18 protein-coding genes are annotated in these 22019 nt (G+C 73.1%); 11 read left to right on the forward strand and 7 right to left on the reverse strand.

Annotation, left to right across the window (positions count from 1 at the left end):
* Positions 1–21: 21 nt before the first annotated feature.
* Positions 22–1053, reverse strand: a complete 1032-nt coding sequence (locus B086_RS0109520) for a LacI family DNA-binding transcriptional regulator (RefSeq protein WP_018566186.1) — start codon at positions 1051–1053, stop codon at positions 22–24.
* Between the two features lie 334 nt (positions 1054–1387).
* On the opposite strand from B086_RS0109520, the gene B086_RS0109525 reads away from it, so the two are divergent.
* Complete coding sequence (locus B086_RS0109525) at positions 1388–2878, forward strand: family 43 glycosylhydrolase (RefSeq protein WP_018566187.1); 1491 nt, start codon at positions 1388–1390, stop codon at positions 2876–2878.
* A gap of 79 nt (positions 2879–2957) precedes the next feature.
* Here the strand turns inward: B086_RS0109525 and B086_RS0109530 are convergent, their stop codons facing one another.
* Both B086_RS0109530 and B086_RS0109535 read right to left on the reverse strand, forming a co-directional pair.
* Positions 2958–5609 (reverse strand): glycoside hydrolase family 2, encoded by a 2652-nt coding sequence (locus B086_RS0109530; RefSeq protein WP_018566188.1) that lies wholly within the window; start codon positions 5607–5609, stop codon positions 2958–2960.
* Positions 5610–5736: 127 nt separating this feature from the next.
* Positions 5737–8211: a beta-L-arabinofuranosidase domain-containing protein gene (locus tag B086_RS0109535; RefSeq protein ID WP_018566189.1), complete on the reverse strand. Its 2475-nt coding sequence runs from the start codon at positions 8209–8211 to the stop codon at positions 5737–5739.
* A gap of 692 nt (positions 8212–8903) precedes the next feature.
* Between B086_RS0109535 and B086_RS0109540 the strand changes: the two genes are divergently transcribed.
* From B086_RS0109540 to B086_RS0109560, 5 genes are all read left to right on the forward strand, one after another.
* Entirely contained in the window at positions 8904–10013 is a 1110-nt protein-coding gene (locus B086_RS0109540; protein WP_026252259.1) for an ABC transporter substrate-binding protein, read from the forward strand.
* Between the two features lie 91 nt (positions 10014–10104).
* Positions 10105–11730, forward strand: a complete 1626-nt coding sequence (locus B086_RS0109545) for a sugar ABC transporter ATP-binding protein (protein ID WP_037873159.1) — start codon at positions 10105–10107, stop codon at positions 11728–11730.
* Positions 11727–12695 (forward strand): ABC transporter permease, encoded by a 969-nt coding sequence (locus B086_RS0109550; protein WP_018566192.1) that lies wholly within the window; start codon positions 11727–11729, stop codon positions 12693–12695. Before B086_RS0109545 ends, B086_RS0109550 begins: the two co-directional genes overlap by 4 nt.
* Positions 12692–13708 carry an ABC transporter permease gene (locus tag B086_RS0109555; protein WP_018566193.1) on the forward strand — a complete coding sequence of 339 codons (1017 nt, stop codon included), beginning with the start codon at positions 12692–12694 and terminating at the stop codon, positions 13706–13708. Before B086_RS0109550 ends, B086_RS0109555 begins: the two co-directional genes overlap by 4 nt.
* A gap of 54 nt (positions 13709–13762) precedes the next feature.
* Complete coding sequence (locus tag B086_RS0109560; protein ID WP_018566194.1) at positions 13763–14779, forward strand: LacI family DNA-binding transcriptional regulator; 1017 nt, start codon at positions 13763–13765, stop codon at positions 14777–14779.
* A gap of 25 nt (positions 14780–14804) precedes the next feature.
* Here B086_RS0109560 and B086_RS0109565 read toward each other — a convergent pair whose 3' ends face one another.
* From B086_RS0109565 to B086_RS0109575, 3 genes are all read right to left on the reverse strand, one after another.
* Positions 14805–15251, reverse strand: coding sequence for a TIGR03618 family F420-dependent PPOX class oxidoreductase (locus B086_RS0109565; RefSeq protein WP_018566195.1), 447 nt, complete (start codon positions 15249–15251; stop codon positions 14805–14807).
* A 114-nt stretch (positions 15252–15365) separates the two neighbouring features.
* Positions 15366–16001, reverse strand: a complete 636-nt coding sequence (locus B086_RS41915) for a DUF1707 SHOCT-like domain-containing protein (protein ID WP_018566196.1) — start codon at positions 15999–16001, stop codon at positions 15366–15368.
* Positions 16002–16212: 211 nt separating this feature from the next.
* A complete protein-coding gene (locus tag B086_RS0109575) occupies positions 16213–17100 on the reverse strand; it encodes an NAD(P)-dependent oxidoreductase (protein WP_018566197.1) in 888 nt (295 codons plus the stop codon).
* Positions 17101–17152: 52 nt separating this feature from the next.
* Between B086_RS0109575 and B086_RS0109580 the strand changes: the two genes are divergently transcribed.
* The 5 genes from B086_RS0109580 (at position 17153) to B086_RS0109600 (ending at position 21226) form a co-directional block, all read left to right on the forward strand.
* Positions 17153–17506, forward strand: coding sequence for a winged helix-turn-helix transcriptional regulator (locus tag B086_RS0109580; protein WP_026252260.1), 354 nt, complete (start codon positions 17153–17155; stop codon positions 17504–17506).
* 221 nt (positions 17507–17727) lie between these two features.
* A complete protein-coding gene (locus B086_RS0109585; protein WP_018566199.1) occupies positions 17728–18804 on the forward strand; it encodes an MDR family NADP-dependent oxidoreductase in 1077 nt (358 codons plus the stop codon).
* A gap of 30 nt (positions 18805–18834) precedes the next feature.
* Positions 18835–19191: a MerR family transcriptional regulator gene (locus B086_RS39660; RefSeq protein ID WP_234029282.1), complete on the forward strand. Its 357-nt coding sequence runs from the start codon at positions 18835–18837 to the stop codon at positions 19189–19191.
* A 116-nt stretch (positions 19192–19307) separates the two neighbouring features.
* Complete coding sequence (locus B086_RS0109595) at positions 19308–19904, forward strand: TetR/AcrR family transcriptional regulator (RefSeq protein ID WP_026252261.1); 597 nt, start codon at positions 19308–19310, stop codon at positions 19902–19904.
* Positions 19905–20041: 137 nt separating this feature from the next.
* Entirely contained in the window at positions 20042–21226 is a 1185-nt protein-coding gene (locus B086_RS0109600) for an MFS transporter (RefSeq protein WP_018566201.1), read from the forward strand.
* Here B086_RS0109600 and B086_RS39665 read toward each other — a convergent pair.
* Positions 21208–22019: PP2C family protein-serine/threonine phosphatase (locus B086_RS39665; protein ID WP_018566202.1), on the reverse strand; the 812-nt coding region annotated here is incomplete at its 5' end. The genes B086_RS0109600 and B086_RS39665 overlap by 19 nt on opposite strands.

Below are 22019 nucleotides of genomic sequence, written 5' to 3' on the forward strand. Positions count from 1 at the left end.
CGGCTCCGCTCCGCGGCGGGGTCAGGCCGGAGCGGGGGGCGGGGCGTCGAACCCGAGGGTGCTCTCCCGGCGGACCAGGCGGTGGCCGGCGTGGATCCGGCGGCCCTCCTTCCGGGGCGCGCCGTCCAGTTGGGACAGCACCGACTCCACCGCCATCCTGGCGATGGACGCCTTGTCGGGCGAGACCGAGGTGAGGGTGACGGCGCCGAAGCGGCCCTCGACCACGTCGTCGAAGCCGACCACGGCGACGTCCTCGGGTATGCGCAGCCCCCGTTCGGCCAGGACGCGCATGGCGCCGATGGCGATGGGGTCGTTGTAGGCGAAGACCGCGTCGGGCCGGTGCCCGGCGTCCAGCAGCCGGGCCATGGCCGCCGCCCCGTCGGCGTGGCCCCAGCCGTCGGTGGCCGCCACCAGCCGGTGGTCGGCGACGAGTCCGGCCGCGTCCAGCGCCTCCCGCCAACCGCGCAGCCGCAGATGGGCGGGCTGGCTGCGGCCGCGCCGCGCGCCCAGGAACGCGATGTCGCGCCGCCCGAGCGAGATGAGGTGCCGCACCGCCTCGCGGGCGGCGGCGACGTTGTCGATGGCGATGTGGTCGTGGGGCAGGTCGTACTCGCGCTCGCCGAGCAGCACCAGCGGGACCGGCTCGGCCCGCGCGCGCAGGTCCTCGGCCTCCAGCTCGATGGGGCTCAGGATCAGCCCGTCGATCACCCTGGCCCGGAAGCCCTGGCTGACCAGGGCCTCCTGGTCGCGCCGCCCGCCGGTGTGGTCGAGCAGGACGGTGTAGTCGTGCGCGGCCGCCGCGTCGACCACCTCGGCGGCCAGTTCGGCGAAGTAGGGATTGCCCAGTTCGGGCAGGGCGAGGGCGACGATCCCGGTCCTGCCCTTGCGCAGATGCCGGGCGGTGAGGTTGGGGCGGTAGCCGAGTTCGTCGATGGACTTCTGCACCCGCGCCCGCATGGCCGGGCTGACGTGCGGATGGTCGTTGACCACGTTGGAGACGGTCTTGATGGAGACACCCGCGTGCGACGCGACGTCCTTCAGGCTCACCCGCACGCTGTTCCTCCCCGTCCGGGGCAGGGCCCCGGGCCGACGGCCACCCCGCCCCCGCCCGACAGCCGGGCCCCGGCGCACCGGCCGTCCGGCGGCCCGGCCCGGCCCGGTACCGGATTTCCCACGTTATACGGGGCCGGGCTCCGCTCTGGCAAGCCATGTCCTGCGAAAACACCCCGCCCGTGCCCCGGAGTCGCCCCTCCCCGCCCCGCCGTGCGGCCACCACGCCGCCTTGACGGCCTTTCAGCACCGTCCTACGGTGGCGCACCGTCGACATTGCAACGATGAAAAGCGCCTTCGCGCTCCGCGCACCACGGTCCCCGAGAAGGAGCCCCCCATGCGCACACGACTCCACCGGACACCGCCTCCCCCACACCGGCACCGGCGCGCACTCCGCCTGCGCCTGCTCGGCCTGCTGGCCGCGCTCGGACTGCTGCTGGCCGGGACGGGAGCGGTGCACCCCGCCGCCGCGGCGGCCTCCGGGCGCGCCGCCGCCGCGGGCACGTTCCGCAACCCGCTCAACACCGGCCCCGACCCGTTCATGACGTACTGGAACGGGAACTACTACCTCACCACCACCCAGGGCGGCAGCATCCGCATGTGGCGCTCGCCGTCCCTGAGCACCCTGCTGACCGCCGATCCGGTCACCGTCTGGACCGACACGGACGCCTCCCGCGACCGGGACATCTGGGCACCGGAGTTCTACCGCTTCGACGGCCGCTGGTACCTGTACTACACCGCCGACGACGGCACCGACGACCACCACCGGATCTACGTCGCGGAGTCCGACCGGGACGACCCGGCCGGGCCCTACCACTTCAAGGCGAAGCTGGCGCCGCCCAACCACGCCGCCGACTTCGCCATCGATCCCGGCATCCTCCAGCACAACGGCCGTCTGTACCTGGCCTACAGCGGCATCAACGCGTACCAGCACAACGGTCTCAACATCGCGCCGCTGTCGAACCCGTACACCGTCTCGGGCGACGCCGTCGCGATCGACGGCGCGGGCGGCTGCCCGGAGGTCCGGGAGGGGCCGGAGTTCCTGTACCGCAACGGCCGCACCTGGATGACGTATTCGACCTGCGACACGGGCAAGCCCGACTACCAGGTGTGGATGATGTCGCTGCCGTCCGGCGCCGACCCGCTGGTGCCCGGCAACTGGACGCAGCACCAGGGCGCGGTCTTCTCCCGCGCCGACGCCCACGGCGTGTACGGCCCCGGGCACCACGCCTTCTTCCGCTCGCCGGACGGCACCGAGGACTGGATCGTCTACCACGCCAAGACCACCTCGGCCTACACCTACGGCGACCGCACCACCCGGGCGCAGCGCATCGGCTGGCACCCGGACGGCAGCCCCGACCTCGGCGTACCGCTCGCCACCGGCGCCACCCAGGACCTGCCGTCCGGCGACCCGGGTCCGGGCGCCTACTGGATCAACGACGACGGCCGTTCGAACGGCGCCGGGAGCGTCGCCTACACCGGCACCTGGAACGCGGGGTCCGGCTGCGCCGTGCAGTGCTTCTGGGGCGACGACCACTGGAGCGACCGGGCGCAGAACACCGCCACGTTCACCTTCACCGGCACCCGGATCGCGCTGCTGTCCGTCCGGGACACGGGCAACGGCTACGCGGCGCTGAGCATCGACGGCGGTCCCGAGCAGCGGCTGGACTACTACGGCGCGATCCGCACCGGGGAGACGCTCCAGTACCTCAGTCCGCGGCTGCCCTCCGGACGGCACACCCTGCGGGTGCGGGTCACGGGTGAGCACGACGGGCAGTCCCAGGCGTCCTTCGTGAGCGTCGACCGGGCGGAGGTCTATGTGAACTGAGCACAGCACGGCACGGCGAGGGGTGCGGGACCGGTGACCGGTCCCGCACCCTGCTGTCCTGCCGCTGTTCCCGCCGCTGTCAGCGGGCGGTGCCGCCCGCCGCGGCCCCGGCCGCGATCAGCCGGCGGTTGATGTCCCTGACCTGGTCGGGGTAGACCTTCAGGACGGCCCGGTCGTAGGTGATCAGGCCGTTGAGCTCGCCTTCGACGTCACTGATCTGGGTGAAGACCGAACCGGACAGCCCGGCGGCCGCGTTGGGGATCAACTGGCTCGTGTTCTCCACGTACGTCCTGGTCATCTCGGCGATGTCGGCGGGGCCGTCACCGTAGTCCTGGCCGCCCGCGACCCCGGCGATGTGGCCGGGAATGGTGAGCGAGTACCCGCCGTGCTCCCCGTCGACGGCGGCGCGGGTGGCGTCGGGCGCCGGGTTGGCCGGTCCGTGGTAGAGGTGGTGGTCGATCACGTCACCACGGCCGGAATCACCCTTGGAGGCGCAGCAGTTGACACCCGAGTGGGCGTCGACCAGGCGCGCGGGGTCCTGGCGCTTGACGGCGTCGGCGAGTTCACCGGTGGACTGCTTGCTCTGCTCGCCCCAGCCCTCGTTCATCATCGTCCACATGACCACGGAGGGGCTGCTGATGTGCTGGTCGACGATCTCGTGCACCTCCTTGTCGAACTCCGCGTTGCTCGCGGCGCTCGCCTTGTCGGTGTTGCGGCTGGGCATGTCCTGCCAGACCAGCAGGCCGAGCCGGTCGGCCCAGTAGTACCAGCGGGCCGGTTCCACCTTGATGTGCTTGCGCACGGTGTTGAACCCGAGCTGCTTGTGCAGCTGGAGGTCGGACCTGAGCGCCGCGTCCGTCGGGGCGGTGTAGATGCCGTCGGGCCAGAATCCCTGGTCGAGGGTGGCCAGCAGGAAAGTGGGCTTGCCGTTGAGCTCGATCTTGTTGACCCCGCCCGCCTTGCCGATCGAGACCGACCGCATCCCGAAGTACGAGCCGACGCTGTCGTGCGAGCGGCCGTCGTCCAGGGTGACCTTCAGGTCGTAGAGGAACGGGCTGTCCGGGCTCCACAGTTTGGCGTGCGGGACGCGCAGCGTGAGGGCGGTGCCGGGGCGGCCGGAGACCGAGCCGACGCGCCGGTGGCCGTCGTACGCGGTGGCGGTGACCCGGGCGGTGCGCCCGGTGCCCGCGCTCGGGCGCACGGTGACCGACACGGTGCCGCTCTTCACGTCCGGGGTCAGCACGAGCGAGTCGACGCTCTGCTCGGGCACCGGCTCCATCCACACCGTCTGCCAGATGCCGGAGGTGGGGGTGTACCAGATGCCGCTGGGGTCGCGGGACTGCTTGCCGGTCGCCTGCTGGGAGGCGTCGGTGGTGTCCTTGATCTTGAGCAGTACGCTCTGGTCGCCGTGGCGGGTGACCGCGTCGGTGATGTCGGCGGTGAACGCCTCGTAGCCGCCGGTGTGGTGGGCCACCGGCTTGCCGTTGACGTAGACCCACGCCTCGTAGTCGACCGCGCCGAAGTTCAGGTGCAGCCGGTTGCCCGAGCCGACCCGCCAGCCGGCCGGGACCTTGAAGGTGCGCTGGTACAGCGACCAGTCGTGGTGCTCGGCGACACCGGACAGCGGTGCCTCCATCGGGTAGGGCACGAGGATCTTCCCGCTGAGCCTGCCCCGGGGCAGCGGCGCGTCCTGCGCGGTGGCCTGGAACTGCCAGGTGCCGTTGAGGTTGGCCCACTGCCTGCGGGTCTGCTGCGGGCGCGGGTAGTCGGGCAGCGCGTTGGACGGGGAGACGTCCTTGGCCCACTGGGTGGCGAAGTACCAGGTGGAGTTGTTCCGGGCCAGGCTGGAGAAGACGCCCAGCGGACCGGCGGAGGTGTTCAGACCGACCTTGCCGTCGTAGCTGATCCGGACGTCGGACTTCATGGCCGCGGGGGTGTCCTTGGCGGCGGCGGTGAGGACCAGCGCCGAGCGGTCGTGCGGGTCGGTCGCCACGGCCGGTGCCCAGCGTCGGCCCCCGGCGATCACCGACAGGTGCTTCGTCAGGTCGGCGGGGAGCGCGTCCACCCGGCCGGGCAGCCGGACCACGGCCTTGCGGCCGGTGGTGTCCACGGTGCTCGCCAGGTCGAGGGGCGCGTAGTCGTCCGGGACGTGCAGCGCGGAGTCCGGGACGGGCTGCCGGCCGAAGCCGGGGCCGGACCACTCGGTCTGGATGTAGGCGCCGCCGTTGCCCTGGTTGTAGTCGAAGGCGAGCCGGTGCCGCCCGGCGGTCAGGGTGACGGGCTGGGACTGGGTGGGCACGTCCCAGTCGGTCGTCCAGTGGTCGATGACGCTCGTACCGTCGAGCGACAGGCGGAAGCCGTTGTCGCCCTTGATGTAGAACGTGTAGGCGCCCCCGGCGGGCACGTCCAGGGTGCCCGTCCAGTGCGCGGCGACGTTCAGGGTGGACCCGGCGCAGCCGCGCAGCGTGGGGATGAGGTCCTTGACGTTCAGAGAGGGCTGGATCCCGGTGCTGGTGTAGGTGGCGAAGTCCAGTGAGGTGCTGTCGGAGCTGAGGTAGCAGTCGCTGCGCAGCCCCTGCGCGGGGGTTGCGGCGGACGCCGTGGCGGACTCCGCCTGGGCGAGGGAGGACGGGGTCAGCAGGGCGGCGCCCAGGAGCAGCGGGGCCAGGGCGGCCAGTCGCCGGGTGGCGGGGGTGCGGGTGCTGCCGGGGGTCGTTCTTCCGGGACTCAAAGGAGTGTCACCTCTCGTCGGTGCGGTGGGAGGGGCCGCCGCCGGACGGCTGTGCGGCGGCGCGGCCTGGGGGTGTGCTGCCGTCCGTGGCGGGCCCGGGGTTCTGCGGCGGCCTTGCGCCCGGCCCTCAGGACTCGGTGCGCCAGGCCAGCAGGCCGCCGGAGAACCCGGTCTTCAGGTGCGCCGTGATGCGCAGGGCGGTGGTGGTGACCGCCGGGAAGGAGAGCCGGTTGAAGCGGTCGGTGGCGGTGCCGTGGGCGGCGCTCTCGCCGAGGGGCCGCCACACGCCGTCGGTGCCGCGGTGCTCCAGGCGCCAGGACTCCGGGACCCGGCACGCGCCGTGGCCGGTGTCGTCGTACCAGTACACGGCCACCGCGCCGACGCGGACCGGCTCGGCGTAGTCGTACCGGATCCACTCCTCGGTGCCGGTCCGGTCCCACCAGGTGAAGCGCGGCACCGACTGGTCGTAGGAGCCGGACGGTTCGGCGTCCGCGTTCATGAGCAGGGCCTGCGGGCTGTCGACACCGCTGAAGGAGGCGGTGACGGCGGCCCATTCCTTCGCCCTGCCCCCGGCGGCGGCGGTCGGGAAGGCGGTGATGCGCAGCCGGGCGGCGGCGGCCGGGACCAGGGTGAGGTGTTCGACGGGCCGGGTGGTGCGGGCGGGACTCTGCTGGAGCGGGGCCACGACGTCCTGGTCGTCGCGCGTCCAGCCGTCCAGGCGGCGTCCCTTGGCCCGCAGGAGCACGGGGGTGCCCGAGTGGGTGAAGGGGTCGGCGGCGCGGGCGCGGGTGCGTTCGACGGTGAAGGACCGGGCGGGGTCCCGGGCGTCCAGCTCCAGGGCGTAGTTCCACGGCGAGCGGGGACGTACCTCGTACTCCGGCCAGGCGTCGCTGCCGCCGGTGCGGCGCCACTCCTCCTCGATGCGCAGGGAGTAGGTGAGCGGGCCGTGGTGGACGGAGACGGAGTCGGCGCTGCCGTGCCAGGTGCGCACCCGGGTGCGCATGGGCAGCCGCAGCACGAGCCGGTCGCCGTCGTGCCAGCGCCGGTCCACGGCGAGGTGGCCGCCGCTGCGCCGGACGGACACGGGCCGTCCGGCCAGCCGGACGGAGGGCTCGCGGCACCAGCCCGGCACCCTGAGGTAGAGCGGGAAGGTGACGGCGCGCGGCGCGGACACGGTGAGGGTGACGGTGTCGTCGAAGGGGTACGCGGTCTGCTCGGTCACGGTCACGGTGGTGCCGTCGCCCACCTTCGCGCGGACGGTGGACTCGCCGTACAGGGAGGCGCACAGGCCGCCGTCGAGGCTCGCCAGCCACATCTCCTCGGCGTAGTAGGGCCAGCCCATGCCGTAGTTGTGCGGGCAGCAGCGGTAGTCGTGGACGCCGGGCCGGTACGCCTGCATGGCGAAGCCGTTGTCGAACTGCCCGTGCGACTTGGCAACGTTGTCCAGCTGGACGCTGTTGGCGGCGGTGACGTAGTGGGTGCCCTTCTGCCGCGGGTCGAAGGCGGCGGGCAGCGTGTTCAGGGCCAGGTCCTCGCAGCGGTCGGCCCACACCGTGTCGCCCGTGATCCGGGTGAGCAGCTGGTGGCTGTGCATGAACTCGACGATGCCGCAGGTCTCGAAGCCCTGGCGCGGGTCGTGGTAGCCGGGGCGGGCGTTCTCGTCCGCGGCGAATCCGCCGCCGGGGAACTGGCCGTAGCGGGCCATGACGGTGTCGTACACCCGGTGGGTGGCGCCGAGGAAGGAGTCGTCGCCGGCCAGCACCCCGTACTGGGCGGGTTCCCGGAAGCCCTGGGCGAGGTTGACGTTGTGCCAGGTCGGGACGGTGTGCGTGTAGTCGGCACTGTGGGTGTGCAGGGTGTGCACCAGGTCGAGCAGCCAGGCGTCGCCGGTGCGGTTGTAGAGCCAGTAGGCGGTGTCGATGGTGTCGCCGACGCGGGCCGCGCCCCAGCCCTGTCCGAAGAGGGTGCCGGGCTGGGTGTGGAGGTACTTCAGCCAGCCGGTCAGGGCCGGTACGACCCGGTCGTCGCCGCTGTACTCGTGCCAGGTGCGCAGTGCGTCAAGGACCGGCATGTGCGGCCAGAAGTCCGGGCCGCCGCCCAGCGCGGTGCGCAGGCGGGCGGGGCCGAAGAAGCCGTCGGGCTGCCGGGTGGCGAGGATGCGGTCGATCCAGGCGCGGGTGGTCTCCAGCACCCGGCTGTCCTGGGTGACATAGCCGAGGTCGCCGAACCCCCTCAGCCAGTAGGGCAGTTCCTCCCAGCCGTCGTGGTCGGCGACGGACCAGCCGCTGGTCCGTTCGTCGAGGTAGTCGGACACCTCGGGCATGCGCCCGTTCAGTCCGTCCAGTTGCAGGTCGAGCTGGGCGCGCAGCCATCCCCTGGGTGTGATGCTGCCGGGCGGCAGCCGCAGGAACGGCTCCGGCCGCAGCGGGGCCCGGTTGGCGGTGTAGTGGGGACGGGGGGCGGCGGCCGGGCCGGTCGGGCTCGGCGGGGCCGCGGCGCGGGCGGAGGTGTCGGCGGAGGCATGGGCGGTCGAGGGGGCGCCGGCCAGGGCTGCGGCGCCGGCGGCGGACATGGAGCCGGTCAGGAACGTACGGCGTTCCATGGGCTGCCCTTCCTGTTCGAGGACCGTGTCCCACGGGTGGGGACCGTGTCCAACGGGTGCGGGCTGGGCGGAGGTTGTGGGGGCGTGGGGGTGCGGGTGCGGTGCGGGTGCGAGGGGGCGCATCGGCTGGGTCCTGTGCCACGACGCTGTCTGACGTGGCGTCACATGTCGGTGACCGGCCGGGTGCGCGGACCCCGGAGGAGGTCGCGGCGCGGGCCCGGGGCGTCCGGCCGGGGAACGCCGCCGCGCCTCGGTCCGCCTCACCCCGACGCGGTGGCGGCACCTCGGCTGCGACAGGCACCTGACAACGTTGTAAACGCGAGCAGCCACATGACAGCACAGCCCCGTTCCGGGTGTCCACCCCTCGTACGCGATTGCCGTGGCAGTACCGTCCGGGATGCCGCACGCACCACAGTTTCCGCTGCTCGCAGGGGAGTTGGCCGCCTCGCGAGGGGTGCGTACGGGTGCCGGGAGGGCCATCGGAGCGACCGTCCGGCCGCCGTCCGGCGCCGTCGTCACCTCCGACGAGGAGTTGTTTACAGCGGGTTGACATCCGCTTCGGCGTTCCCGCAATGTCTACAACGTTGCAAAGCCCGCCTGTCGGTTCTGCCTTCGCCCTGCGAGGGCCCTGGGCGGCCCCTGCCTTCTCCGCCCCGCCCCTTCGTCCACCCCGTTGAGGATGTGATCGGCGCGTGAACGTTCAAGCCAAGACCCTCACTGCCGCAGTGCTGGCCGCCGGGCTGTGCCTGGCCGCCACCGGATGCACCAAGTCCGGCTCGTCCGACTCCGGCGGCGGTTCCTCCTCCGCGGCGGCGAACGACAACGCCGCGGCCTCGCAGCAGGTCGCCTCACCGGCCGCGAAGGGCCCCGGCTGCACGTACAAGACCTACAACGACGGTGTCCCCAGGCTCGACCTCACCGACGGCAAGACGGTCGTCGGCTTCTCGCAGTCGGAGTCGACCAGCAATCCGTTCCGCGCGACCGAGACCAAGAGCATCGAGCAGCAGGCGAAGAAGCTCGGCGTCAAGCTCATCCAGCGCAACGCCAACGCCGATGTCAACGCGCAGAACTCGCAGATCGAGGACATGATCGCGCAGGGCGCCAAGGCCCTGATCGTCGCCCCGGAGAACTCCGACGGGCTCGGCCCGGCCCTGGCCAAGGCGAAGTCCGCCAAGATCCCCGTGCTCACCATCGACCGCACGGTCGGCGGCACCGCGTGCACGGACTTCATGGCCTTCATCGGCTCGGACTTCTACCACCAGGCGCAGATCGCGGCCGACGACCTCGCCGGGGCCACCGGCGGCGAGGCGCACGTCGCCATCCTGACCGGCACCCCCGGCAACAACGTCACCACCGACCGGACCAAGGGCTTCCAGGACCAGGTCAAGGCCAAGTACCCGAAGATGAAGGTGGTGGCCTCGCAGACCGGCAACTTCGCCCAGACCGACGGCCAGAAGGTCATGGAGCAGTTGCTCCAGTCCCACTCCGACATCAACGCGGTGTACGCGGAGAACGACGAGATGGCACTCGGCGCCATCCAGGCCGTCCGCTCGGCCGGCAAGACGCCCGGCAAGGACATCAAGGTCGTCTCCATCGACGGCATCGAGCAGGCCGTGAAGAACGTCGCCGCCGGCCAGATGGTGGCCGACATCGAGACCAACCCCCGCTTCGGTCCGCTCGCCTTCCAGGCCCTCCAGGACTTCTACGGCGACACCGGTGTGCAGCCCAAGGTCATCATCAAGGACGGCCACTTCACGCACGACAACGCCCAGCAGGCCCTCGACCAGGGTCTCGTGTACTGAGGCCACGCGACGGCACGGAGGGAACGGGCCGGGGCCGGAACACGGTGGTTCCGGCCGGCCCGGCGGACCGGCGGCTGCCCCGGCAGCCCGCATGAGGAGGACGACGTTGGTCCAGCAGGACCCGGCACCTCGCAGCGACTGGATCGTGGACGTCGCCGGGGTGGACAAGAACTTCGCGGGCGTCCACGCCCTGCGCGGGGTGGACTTCCGCCTGCGCCCCGGTGAGGTGCACGCCCTCATCGGCGAGAACGGCGCCGGAAAGTCGACGCTGATCAAGGTGATGACCGGCGTGTACCGCCCCGACGCCGGAGTGATCCGGTACGCGGGCGAGGAACGCGCCTTCCGCAATCCGCTGGAGGCGCAGGCGGCCGGGGTCTCGACCATCTACCAGGAGGTCAACCTCGTCCCGCTGATGTCGGTGGCCCGCAATCTGTGCCTGGGCCGCGAACCGCGCCGCTTCGGCCTGGTCGACGTACGCGCCATGAACCGCTTCGCCGCCCAGACCCTGCGGCGCTACGGCGTGGAGGTGGACGTCACCCGGCCGCTGGGCTCCCTGGGCCTGGGCGCCCAGCAGATGGTGGCCCTGGCGCGCGCGGTGCAGATCGACGCCCGGGTGGTCGTCATGGACGAGCCGACCTCGTCGCTGGAACCGCGCGAGGTGGAGACCCTCTTCTCGGTGATCCGCGACCTCAAGCGGCAGGGCATCGCCGTCGTCTACGTCAGCCACCGCCTCGACGAGCTGTACGCCATCTGCGACCGGGTCACCGTGATGCGGGACGGGGCGGTCGTGCACACCGGCGACATGGCGGGCCTGGAACGCCTCGAACTGATCTCGCTGATGCTGGGCCGGGAGATGTCCGCCGTGCGGGCCAAGGGCGCCACGGCGTTCGGCGGCGAGCAGCACGACCGGCGCGAGGGCGTACCGGCGCTGCGGGCCGCGGACCTGACCGTCCGGCACCGGGTGCACGGGGTCGGCCTCGACATCCACCGCGGCGAGGTCGTGGGGCTCGGCGGGCTGCTGGGCGCCGGACGCAGCGAGACCGCCCAGGCCATCACCGGCGCCCTGGCCACCGACGGCGGCACCGTCGAGGTGGGCGGGAGACCGCTGGCCCGGCGCAGCCCGGCCGCCGCCATCAAGGCCGGTGTCGTGATGCTCGCCGAGGACCGCAAGACCGAGGGCATCCTGCCCAACCTGTCCGTGCGGGAGAACATCTCCCTGGCGCTGCTGCCCCGCCTCGCCCGCGCCGGTGTGGTCTCGCAGGCCAAGCAGGACGAGGTCGTCCGCTTCTTCATGGACCGGCTGCGCATCAAGGCGTCCGGCCCCGACCAGAAGGTCAGCGACCTCTCGGGCGGCAACCAGCAGAAGGTGCTCCTGGCCCGCTGGCTGTGCCTGGATCCCGAGGTGCTGCTCCTGGACGAACCGACCCGGGGCATCGACGTGGGCGCCAAGGCGGAGGTGCAGGCGCTCATCGACGAACTCGCTCGGCAGGGGCTCGGGGTGCTGCTGATCTCCTCCGACCTGGAGGAGCTGATCGAGGGCTCGGACCGGATCGTGGTCCTCAAGGACGGGCGGGTCGTCGGCCACCTCCAGGGCGAGGAGGTCACGGAGCGGTCCGTGCTCGACTCGCTCGCCACCGCGGCCACGGCCGGCACCACCCCCGATACGGACGCCGGAGCCGGAGCCGGCTCCGCCGTGACCAAGGAGGAGCCCCGATGACTCCCACCACCTGGTCGGCCCCGGACCGGTGGGACCGGGCCCGGCTGACCCGGCTGCTCCAGGCGTACGGCGTGTACGCCGCGCTGGTCGTGCTGTTCGTCGTGGCCGCCGCCCTGGACACCTCGTTCCTGTCCGCGGGCAACGTCCGCATCCAGCTCTTCCAGGTCGCCCCGACCCTGATCGTCGCCCTCGGCATGGCGCTGGTCATCGGGACGGAGGGCGTCGACCTGTCGGTGGGCGCCGTCATCGCCCTGTCCGCCTCGGTCGTCCCCCTCTACCTCGGCTACGGCACGCCGCTCGCGGTGCTGCTCGCCCTGGTCTTCGGCGCGGTCTCGGGCGCGGTCGGCGGCACGATGGTGGCCTTCGCCCGCATCCAGCCGATCGTCGCCACCCTGTCCCTCATGATCGGTCTGCGGGGTGTCGCCGAACTCGTCAACGGCAACTCCGCCAAGCCTGTCATGGACGCCGGGCTGCTGAGCCTCGGCTCGGACAGGTTCGCCGGCGTCCCCCTGATGGCGTGGATCGCCGCGGCGTGTGCCGTGCTGACCGCGCTGCTGGTGCGCCGGACCACGTTCGGGCGGCAGTTGGTCGCGATCGGCGACAACCGCCGGGCGAGCAAGCTGGCCGGGCTGCCGGTCCGCCGCGTACTCGTCACCGTCTACGTCCTCTCGGGCGTCCTCGCGGCCCTCGCCGGTGCGTTGATCGTCGGCCACGGCGCCGAGGCGGACCCCGCCCACCAGGGCCTCACCATGGAACTCAACGCGATCACCGCGGTCGTGGTCGGGGGCACTCCGCTGACCGGCGGCCGGGTCCGGGTCCTCGGCACGGTGGCGGGCGCGCTGTTCATGCAGCTCATCACCGCCGTACTCACCCAGCACAACGTGCACACGTCCTCCACCCAGCTCGTGGAGGCCGCCATCATCTGCTGCGCGGTCTACGCCTCACAGGAGCGAGGTACCCGATGAGCCCGTCCGCCCTGCGGTCCGCCGCGCCGCCGCGGCCCGCGCCCGACGCGGCGCAGCCCGCCGCGCTCCGCGAGCGCGTGGCCTCCCACATCCAGCGCCGGGGCGCGCTGGCCGTGCTGGTCCTGATGGTGACCATCGCCTCGGCGACCTCCTCCACCTTCCCGACCTGGTCGAACATCTCCAGCATCCTCGGCAACAACTCCTTCGTGTGGCTGCTGGCCCTGGGCATGACCTTCGTCATCCTCACCGGCGGCATCGACCTGTCCGTGGGGTCCGTGTACGCGCTGGGCGGGGTCGTCGCCGCCTACGGCGCGCACACCGGCGGGACCTGGCTGGCCATCGCCCTGCCGCTGGCGGTCGGCGCGGTGTGGGGCACGGTGCAGGGGCTGCTGGTCACCCGGGCCCGGATGGCGCCGTTCATCGTCACCCTGGCCGGACTGCTGGGTGCCCGCGGGCTGTTGCAGGCGCTGACCGACGAGGGCGCCACCACCTATCTGGTCCCCGCGGGGTCGCCCTTCCGGCGGCTGGGCGAGGGCACCTGGGTGCCGGTGCTCGTCGTCGCCGCGCTGTTCGTCCTCGGCGCCCTGCTGCTCACCCGCACCCGCTTCGGCGCCACCGTGACCGCGATGGGCGGCAACGAGAACGCGGCCACCCTGATGGGCCTGCCCGTGGCCCGTACCAAGGTCCTCGTCTACGTCCTGTCCGCCACCCTCGCCGCGACCGCGGGCGCGCTCGGCAGCGCCCGCCTGGGATCGGGCGTCACCACGATCGGCGTCGGCTACGAACTCACCGCCATCGCCTCGGTGGTGATCGGCGGCACCCTGCTGACCGGCGGCAGCGGCTCGGTGGGCGGCACGGTCAGCGGAGTCCTGGTGCTGGCCGTCATCCACAATCTGATCGACCACTACTTCTCCCAGTACGGCTCCGCGTTCACCGACACGGTCAACGGCGGGTTCCTGGCGGTCGTGGTGCTGGCGCAGACGCTGCTCAGCCGCGCCCGGCAGCCGGACTGACCGCCGGCACCGGAGCCCGCCCGGCCCATGGGGCCGTCCGACAGAAGGAGTTCCGTGGGCGTCAGCCTGAAGGACGTCGCACAGCGCGCCGGGGTTTCCGTCAAGACTGTGTCGAACGTCGTGAACAACTATGTCCATGTGGCCCCGCGCACCCGCGCCCGGGTGCAGCGGGCCATCGACGAACTCGGCTACCGGCCCAACCTCGTCGCCCGCCATCTGCGCAACGGCCGCACCGGCATCATCGCGCTGGCCGTGCCCGAACTGGGCAACCCGTACTTCTCCGAGGTGGCCGGGGCGGTCATCGACGCCGCCGCACGGCAGGACTACACCGTCCTGCTCGACCACACGGCGGGGCTGCGGGAGAAGGAGGTCCTCGTCTGCCAGGGCTTCCGCGCCCAGATCATCGACGGTCTCATCCTCAGCCCGATCCGGATGGAGCGCGAGGACCTGCTCTCCCGCACGGACCCCTCACCGCTGGTCCTCCTCGGGGAGCGCGAGTACGGCGCTCCCTTCGACCACATCGCCATCGACAACGTGGCGGCGGCGCGCGCCGCCGTCCAGCATCTGATCGACACCGGGCGCCGCCGCATCGCCTTCCTCGGCGCCCGCCGCGAGAGCGCGCGCGAACCGGCCCATCTGCGCCTGCGCGGCTGGCGGGAGGCGCACACCGCGGCGGGCATGAAGCCCCCGGAGGCGCTGGTCGTGGCCACCGACGGCTACGACCGCCAGGACGGGGCGGCGGGCATGGCCGACCTGCTCGACCGCGGCGAGCGGCCCGACGCCGTGTTCGCCTTCAACGACATGGTCGCCCTCGGTGTCCTGCGCGTCCTGGCCGAACGCGGGCTGCGCGTCCCCCAGGACATCGCCGTCGCCGGGTTCGACGACATCGAGGAGGCCCGCTACGCCGCCGTCGCCCTGACCACGATCGCCCCCGACAAGCAGGCCATCGCCCAGATCGCCGTCGACTGCGTGCTGGAACGCATCACCGCGCGCACCCCGCCGGTCCCCCGCCGGATCCTGCCCGGCTTCGAACTCGTCGTGCGGGAGTCCACGGTCGAGCGCCGTCCCTGACCCGGGAGGGGCGCGGCGGTGCCGGTCAGGGCGCGGGGACGGGGCCGCCGGGGCGGAACCGCTCCACGCCGACGATGTGCCGTACCTTGACCGGGCGTACGACCACCGCGACCCGCCGCTCCCCCGGCATCAGCCACTCGAAGCGTTCGGCGCCCAGGTACTTGCGGGCCAGCCGGTCCATCCGCTCGTGCGCCTCCTCGCCCTCGATGAAGCGGTCCACCACCCCGCTGATCTGCACCCGGTCGAAGGGGTCGGCGGCGTCCGCGTGGGAGAGGTAGACGCGGGGGTCGCGACGCAGGTTCTCCTCCTTGACCCGGCCCACCGAGGTGTTGAACGACAGCTCGCCGTCGCCTTCCAGATCCACCCACATCGGACTGACCTGGGGTGCTCCGTCGGCGAACACGGTGCCGACGTACCAGATGAGAGGGGCGCGCAGCCGGGCGCGTACGGATTCGTCGAAGATCATGTCCATCCAGGGCACCTACCCACGGCGGCCCGCCGGACACCGGCCCCCGGGCGGCCCCCGGGCGGCCGACGACGCGACGGCCGACAGGACGGCCGCGCGGGGGTCGCGCCGGGGGCCGCGTCAGTGCTCGGTGCCGGTCGTGCTCGTCCTGGTCACGACGGCGCCGAACAGGGCGAGCCCCTTGATCACGACGCGGGGCGCGCCGGGCCGTCCGGTCCTCCGGGCGGCGCCCTTCCCGAACACACCGAACAGGCCGAACCCCTTGATCTCGACGTCGATGTCGTCGGGCACCGTGATCCGGGTGCCGCCCCACAGGGCCACGGTCCGGATCTCGGTGTCCTGGCTGCTGAAGCGGGCCTGCGCGAGGTCCACCCGGCCGCCGCCCCACATCGACCAGAGGGTCAGCCGGGGCGGCACGACCCACCGGCCCTTGCGCACGAACCCGCCGAAGACACCCGCGACGAACCGCCCGGAGGTCGGCGGGCTGTCCACCACCAGGTCGTCCCTGGGGCCCGGTGCGGGCAGGCCGCGGCACGCGTCCGCCAGCTCGCCACGGGTGCGCGCCCCGTACACCTCGTCGAGGCGGGGCGCCAGCAGTTCCAGGGGCAGCCGCCCGCCCTCCACGGCCGTCCGCAGCCGCCGGGCCGCCTGCTCGCGGTCGTCGTCCGAGGCGAGGACCGCCTGCTCGGCGGCGGCAACGGGCCGCCCGGCGGGGCCGGTTCGTGCCGGGTCGGTTCCTGCCGGGTCGGTCGTCATGGCGCCGCCCCTTCGCGGTGAGCGGAAAGGAGCTTCCCCCGCACCTGCTCGGACGTGCGCCCGCGTCGTACGGTCATGGCCCCCCTGTCGGCACGGTGGACGATACCGGGCACCTCGCCGCGCCACCAAGGATTCCGCCCGCGCCCGGAGCGGCGCGGACGGCGACAACCGGGGTGGCTCAGGCACCGCTCAGGCACGGCTCAGGCGCGGCTCACCGGCGGCTCAGCAGTTCGGCGATCCGGGCGAGGCCGTCGGCGCCGTGCCCCTGGCCGATGGCGCGGCGGGCCCAGCCCTCGGCGGCGCGCATCACCCCCGCGTCGATGCCGTGGCCCTCGGAGGTGTGCACGATGTGGGCCATGGAGGACGCCGCGGAGGTGAGCGGGTTGCCCGGCTCGGAGAAGTGCCCGCTGTCCACCTCCCGCGCGGCCTGCTCGAAGATCGGCGGGAGGATGGCGCTGATCCCCGCGGCGAACGGGGCGAGTTCGCACGCGCCCACCCCCTCGGCACGGGCCAGCGCCAGCGCGTGGGTGTAGCCCGCGACGGCCGTCCAGAAGATGTCGAGCAGCGCGATGTCGTACGCGGCCGCTCGGCCGATCTCCTCTCCGAGGTGGGTGTGGGTGCCGCCCAGCGCGGCCAGCACGGGCCGGTGCGCGCGGTACAGCTCCTCGGGGCCGCTGTGCAGGAACACCGCCGCCGGAGTGCCGATGGTGGGCGTCGGCGTCATGATCGCGCCGTCGAGGTAGCGGACACCGTGCCCGGCCGCCCAGCCCGCGGTGGCGCGGGCGCGGTCCGGGGTGTCGGCGGACAGATTGACCACGGTGCGGCCCTTGAGGGCGTCGGTGACCTCGGGGCGCCGTACGACGGCGTCCACCGCGTCGTAGTCCACCACGCAGACCACCGTCAGCGGGCTCGCGGCGACCGCCTCACCGGCGGTCCGGGCACCGGCCGCGCCGCGGGCGACCAGCTCGCGGTCCCGGCCGGGCGTGCGGTTCCAGACCGTGGTGCGCACTCCCGCGTCGAGGAAGGCACCCGCCAGGGACCGGCCCATCGGCCCCAGGCCGAGGACGGTGACGGCGGACTGCCCGGTGTGCGATGGCATGATGCAACTCCATGGTAGGCAAAGGTTTTTGTGAGAAAAATGGGGGGCGGGGATGACGCGCGGTCGTGCGCAGGATCCGAATGTCTGCGGGGTGACCGCGGCCATCGCCGTGATCGACGGCAAGTGGAAGACGGCCCTGCTGTGGCTGCTGGAGTCCGGTCCGCGCCGCCCCGGTGAGCTGCGCCGGCGGCTGCCGGGCCTCAGTGAGAAGGTGCTCACCCAGGCACTGCGCGAGATGGAGGGCGACGGGCTCGTGCACCGGGAGGTGCACGACGTACTGCCGCTGAAGACGGTGTACTCCCTGACCGCGTTCGGCCGGGACCTCTCCGAGGCGCTGGCGCCCCTCTCCGACTGGGGCCACCGCCGTCTGGAGCAGCTCAACGGGGCGGATCAGCAAGCTTTTTGACGGTCCTTTCCCCGGGGCCGGGATCCGCTGTCCTCCGTGCGTCCTCCACCAGGGTCGCCGCGCGCCGGACCGCCCACAAGTACCCACAAAAAGGTGGGTACCGGCGGGGCGTGCTTGCCCTTGACGTGCGGGTCAGGGTTTAGCGTCGGCCGGCCAGGCGGCGCCGTCCGCGCACGCCGGGCCGTGCGCACACCCACCCGTTTCACCCCAGGAGGTCGTCCATGTCCGCAGCGCTGCCCCGCACCGGCCGCGAGGTCCGGCTCACCGCCGTGCCCGAAGGGCTGCCCGCCCCGGCCGACTTCACCGTCGCCGAGGTCCCGCTGCCCGTCCCGGGACCGGGCCAGGTCCTCGTCCGCAACCGGCAGTTCCTGGTCTTCGGCGGGCTGCGCACGCTCGTCGGCGGCGCCGCCCGGGACACTCCGGTGCCGGGGATACGCCCGGGAGAGGCGCTGTTCGGGCCGGCGGTCGGCGAAGTGGTCGCCGCGCCGGAGGGCAGCGCGCTGCGGCCCGGCGACCTGGTGACGCACCTGCTGGGCTGGCGCGAGTACGCCCTGGTCCCGGTGGCGCAGTGCGCCCCCGTCGATCCGGCGCTGCCCGACCCGGTCGCCCACCTGTCCTCCGGATCCGCCGCCTACGGGGCACTGACCAGGCTCACCGGGGTGCGCGAGGGCGATGTCGTCCTGGTCACCGGCGCGGCGGGTGGCGTGGGGTCCCTCGCGGGGCAGATCGCCCGGCTGCTGGGGGCCGCCCGGGTCATCGGCACCACCGGCTCACCGGACAAGGCAGGGCGTCTCGTCCCCGAACTCGGCTACGACGCAGCCCTGACCGCCGGATTCCGGGCGGCGGACGGGAGCGGGGCGGAGCACCGCGAGGCGCGGCGGGCGTTCACGGAGCAGCTCGCCGCCGCCGCGCCGGACGGCATCGACGTCCTGCTCGACACGACGGGCGGACCCCAGCTCACCGCGGCGGTGGACGCGGCCCGGCAGGGCGCCCGCTTCGCCCTGGTGGGGGCGCTGTCCGGGCAGTTGGCGGCGGCGGGCGGCGGCGGCAGGGCCCCGGTCGAGGTCGACGCCTTCCGGCTCATCGTCAAGGGGGTGACGCTGAAGGGGTACACCGGTGTCGACCATCCCGACGTGGAGCGGGAGTGGACCGGGCGGTTCGCGCACTGGCTGCGCTCCGGCCGGATCCGTTTCCCGCTCACCCGGGTCCCGGGCATCGATCGCGCCCCGCTGGCGTTGCAGGAACTGATCGCGGGAGAGCGGTTCGGCACGGTCGTCGTCGAGTTGCCGCACGGCTGACGGCCGCCGCGCGGAGCGGGAGGGGCAGGCATGCGGATCGGGGACGCGGCGGCGGCCGTGGGCGCGACGCCCAGGGCGCTGCGCTTCTACGAGCAGCGCGGGCTGCTGTCGCCGCCGCGGCGCACCGCGGCGGGCCAGCGGGACTACGGACCCGACGACCTCGCCGTGCTGCGTACCGTGCGGGACCTGCTCGCTCTGGGGCTCACCGTCGAGGATCTGCGCGGCATCGCCGACCGGCTGCCGCTCCTCACCGGGCGCCCGCCGGGCTGCGCCCCGGCGGAGCCCGGCGCACGGGGGCCGGAGTCGTCGGAGCCACGGTCGTGGAGCGGCGGATCGCCGCGCTGGACGCGGACATCGAACGGCTCACCCGGCTGCGGGACGCGCTGAAGGCGGGCCTGGCCGGACGCGGGGATCCGGGCGGCGGCCGATAGCGGCCCGAACCGCCCCGGCCGCAGTGCGGCACCCGTATTGAAACGCACGATTCAAAACACTACGCTCGCACCATGGCCCGACCGAGGACGTTCGACGAGGAAAGGGCCCTGGAATCGGCGATGCGCATGTTCTGGGAGAAGGGCTACGAAGCCACCTCCACCCAGGACCTGTGCGACGCCACGGGTCTGGGGCGCAGCAGCATCTACAACACCTTCAAGAGCAAGCACGACCTCTTCGAGCGCGCCCTGACCCGCTACATCGACTCCACGACGGCCACCCAGCTGGCCGTCCTGGAGGACCGGCGGCACACCGCGGCCGACCGTCTCCGCGCCCTGCTGGCCGTGATCGTGGACAGCGAGACGGAACACCGGCTCGGCGGCCGCAGTCTCGGCTGCCTGACCGTGAACACCACGGTCGAGCTGGCCGCCCGGGACGTCCGCGCGGCGCGGATGCTGGAGCGCGACACGGCCCGCCGCCTGGCCGCGCTGCGCGCGACGGTCGAGGAGGGCCGGCGGGACGGCAGCATCACCTCCGAACGGGACGCCGACGCGCTGGCCCGCTTCGTGAACGCGGCGATCGGCGGCATGCGCGTCTCCGGTCAGGGCGGCGCCGACCGGACCGCCCTGGAGGCGATCGCCGAGGTCACCATGGACGCGCTGACCCGCTGAACCGCTGAACCGCTGACGCACTGATCCACCGACCCGCTGCCCCATCGCCAGGCCGCCCGCCATCCCCCCTCGCGGACCCGCGCCTTCGCCTGCCCGCGTTTTGAACTGAACGTTTCACAACCAGAGGAGAACACACCGTGCCTCGTGCCGTATACGTCCTGGCGCTCGGCATCTTCGCCATGGTGACCAGTGAGTTCGTGGTCGCCGGGCTGATGCCGCAGATGGCCCGGGGACTGGACGTGACCGTCCCGCAGATCGGGTACCTCATCACGGCGTTCGCGGTGGCCATGGCAGCCGGCGGGCCCTTCCTGACGGTGGCCCTGATGCGGGTCCCGCCGCGCACGGCGCTGTTGACGCTCTTCGCCGTCTTCCTGGCGGGCAACGTCCTGGCCGCCACCGCGCGGGACTACGCCATGATGCTGGCCGCCCGGATCGTGACCGGCGTCGCCTCACAGGCGTTCTTCGGCCTCGGCATATCGCTGTGCGCCCGGCTCACCCGGCCCGAGGTGCGGGGACGCGCCGTCGCCGTCGCCCTGAACGGCCTCATGCTCGGCACCCTGCTCGGGCTGCCGCTGTCGACCCTGGTCGGCGAGCGGTTCGGCTGGCGCGCGGCGTTCTGGGCCGTCACCCTGATCACCGTGGCCGCCGCCGCGGCCACCCTCGCCGGGGTGCCCCGCCTCGCGCGCGCCGAGGACTCGGGCGGCCTGCGTGCCGAACTGGGCGTCTTCAGGCGGCGCCGGCTGTGGCTGGTGCTGTCCACCAGCACGCTCGTCATCGGCGCCACCTTCTCCGCGTTCAGCTACCTCAACCCCATCCTCACCGAGGTCACCGGCTTCTCCCCCGGTGCCGTGCCCGTCCTGCTGATCGCGTACGGCGCCGCCACCGTCGCCGGAAACCATGTGGTCGGGCGTCTCGCCGACCGCCACGCCGTGCCGGTGCTCGCCCTCGGTCTGCTGCTCAACACGGTCTTCCTGAGCGGCTTCGCCCTCCTCGCCGGGCTCCCGGTGCCCGCCGTCGTCTGCATGCTGGGCGTCGGACTGGTCGGCGTCACCATGAATCCGGCCATGGTCACCCGGGTGCAACGCGCCGGGAACGCGGGCCCGCTGGTCAACACCGTCCACTCCTCCTTCATCACCCTCGGCGTCATCCTCGGCTCCTCCCTGGGCGCCGTGGCGATCGACGCCCGGGGGCTGCGCGCGCCGCTCTGGCTCGGCGCCGTCATGGCCGTGGCAGGTCTGGCCACGCTCCTGCCCGAATTCACCCGCCGCCGCGCGTTGGGGGACCGGGCCGCCCGGCAGCCGCTTCAGCGGTCCGTCGGCTGACCGGTGCCGGGCACCGCGCGGGTCTCGGGGATCCGCAGGGCGAGGACGGCGATGTCGTCGTGCTGGTCGTCGTTCAGCCGGTCGAGCAGTTCGTCGAGGAAGACCGGCAGGGGCTCGCGGGCCAGCGCGGTGGCGTGCTGACGCAGCCGGGTCAGCCCGCGTCCGATGTCCTCGCCGGGCCGTTCCACCAGGCCGTCCGTGTAGAAGAGCAGGGTCGATCCGGGGTCCAGGACGGTGGTGGCGGTGCGGCGGACGAGGGTCGGGTCGACGCCCAGGACGGGGGCGTGGCCCGCCTCCAGCAGCAGGGTGCGGCCGTCGGGCCGGGCCAGCAGCGGCGGGAGGTGGCCCGCGTTGGTCCAGTGGAGTCGCCAGGGCTCGGTGGAGGTGGCGTCGGTGGTGGGGGTTTCGAGGCGGGCGATGACGGCGGTGACGAGTTCGATGCCGGTCAGGCCCTGCATGACGCGGTCCAGGCGGCTCATCACTCCGGCGGGGTCGTCGCCGCTGTCGTAGGCGAGGGCGCGGAGCATGTTGCGCAGCTGGCCCATGCGGACGGCGGCGGCCAGGTCGTGGCCGACGACGTCGCCGATGGCGAGCACCGCCGAGCCGTCGGGCAGCGGGAAGGCGTCGTACCAGTCCCCGCCGACCTCGGCGCGTTCGCGGGCGGCCACGTAGCGGGCGGCGAGCTGGAGGCGGGCCAGACCGGTCAGGTCGGGCAGCAGCGAGAGCTGGAGCTGCTCGGCGGTGTACTGCTGGAGCGCGTACAGCCGGGCGTTGTCAAGGGCCAGCCCCGCCC

The organism is Streptomyces sp. PsTaAH-124 (genome assembly GCF_000373685.1).
Classification (GTDB): domain Bacteria; phylum Actinomycetota; class Actinomycetes; order Streptomycetales; family Streptomycetaceae; genus Streptomyces; species Streptomyces andamanensis.

Excerpts from the sequence above, each read along its gene's own strand:
- B086_RS0109525 (WP_018566187.1), top strand. The coding sequence starts at position 1,388 with ATGCGCACACGACTCCACCGGACACCGCCTCCCCCACACCGGCACCGG.
- B086_RS0109535 (WP_018566189.1), bottom strand. The coding sequence starts at position 8,211 with ATGGAACGCCGTACGTTCCTGACCGGCTCCATGTCCGCCGCCGGCGCC.
- B086_RS0109545 (WP_037873159.1), top strand. The coding sequence starts at position 10,105 with ATGAGGAGGACGACGTTGGTCCAGCAGGACCCGGCACCTCGCAGCGAC.
- B086_RS0109550 (WP_018566192.1), top strand. The coding sequence starts at position 11,727 with ATGACTCCCACCACCTGGTCGGCCCCGGACCGGTGGGACCGGGCCCGG.
- B086_RS0109555 (WP_018566193.1), top strand. The coding sequence starts at position 12,692 with ATGAGCCCGTCCGCCCTGCGGTCCGCCGCGCCGCCGCGGCCCGCGCCC.
- B086_RS0109565 (WP_018566195.1), bottom strand. The coding sequence starts at position 15,251 with ATGGACATGATCTTCGACGAATCCGTACGCGCCCGGCTGCGCGCCCCT.
- B086_RS41915 (WP_018566196.1), bottom strand. The coding sequence starts at position 16,001 with ATGACGACCGACCCGGCAGGAACCGACCCGGCACGAACCGGCCCCGCC.
- B086_RS0109575 (WP_018566197.1), bottom strand. The coding sequence starts at position 17,100 with ATGCCATCGCACACCGGGCAGTCCGCCGTCACCGTCCTCGGCCTGGGG.
- B086_RS0109580 (WP_026252260.1), top strand. The coding sequence starts at position 17,153 with ATGACGCGCGGTCGTGCGCAGGATCCGAATGTCTGCGGGGTGACCGCG.
- B086_RS0109585 (WP_018566199.1), top strand. The coding sequence starts at position 17,728 with ATGTCCGCAGCGCTGCCCCGCACCGGCCGCGAGGTCCGGCTCACCGCC.
- B086_RS39660 (WP_234029282.1), top strand. The coding sequence starts at position 18,835 with ATGCGGATCGGGGACGCGGCGGCGGCCGTGGGCGCGACGCCCAGGGCG.
- B086_RS0109595 (WP_026252261.1), top strand. The coding sequence starts at position 19,308 with ATGGCCCGACCGAGGACGTTCGACGAGGAAAGGGCCCTGGAATCGGCG.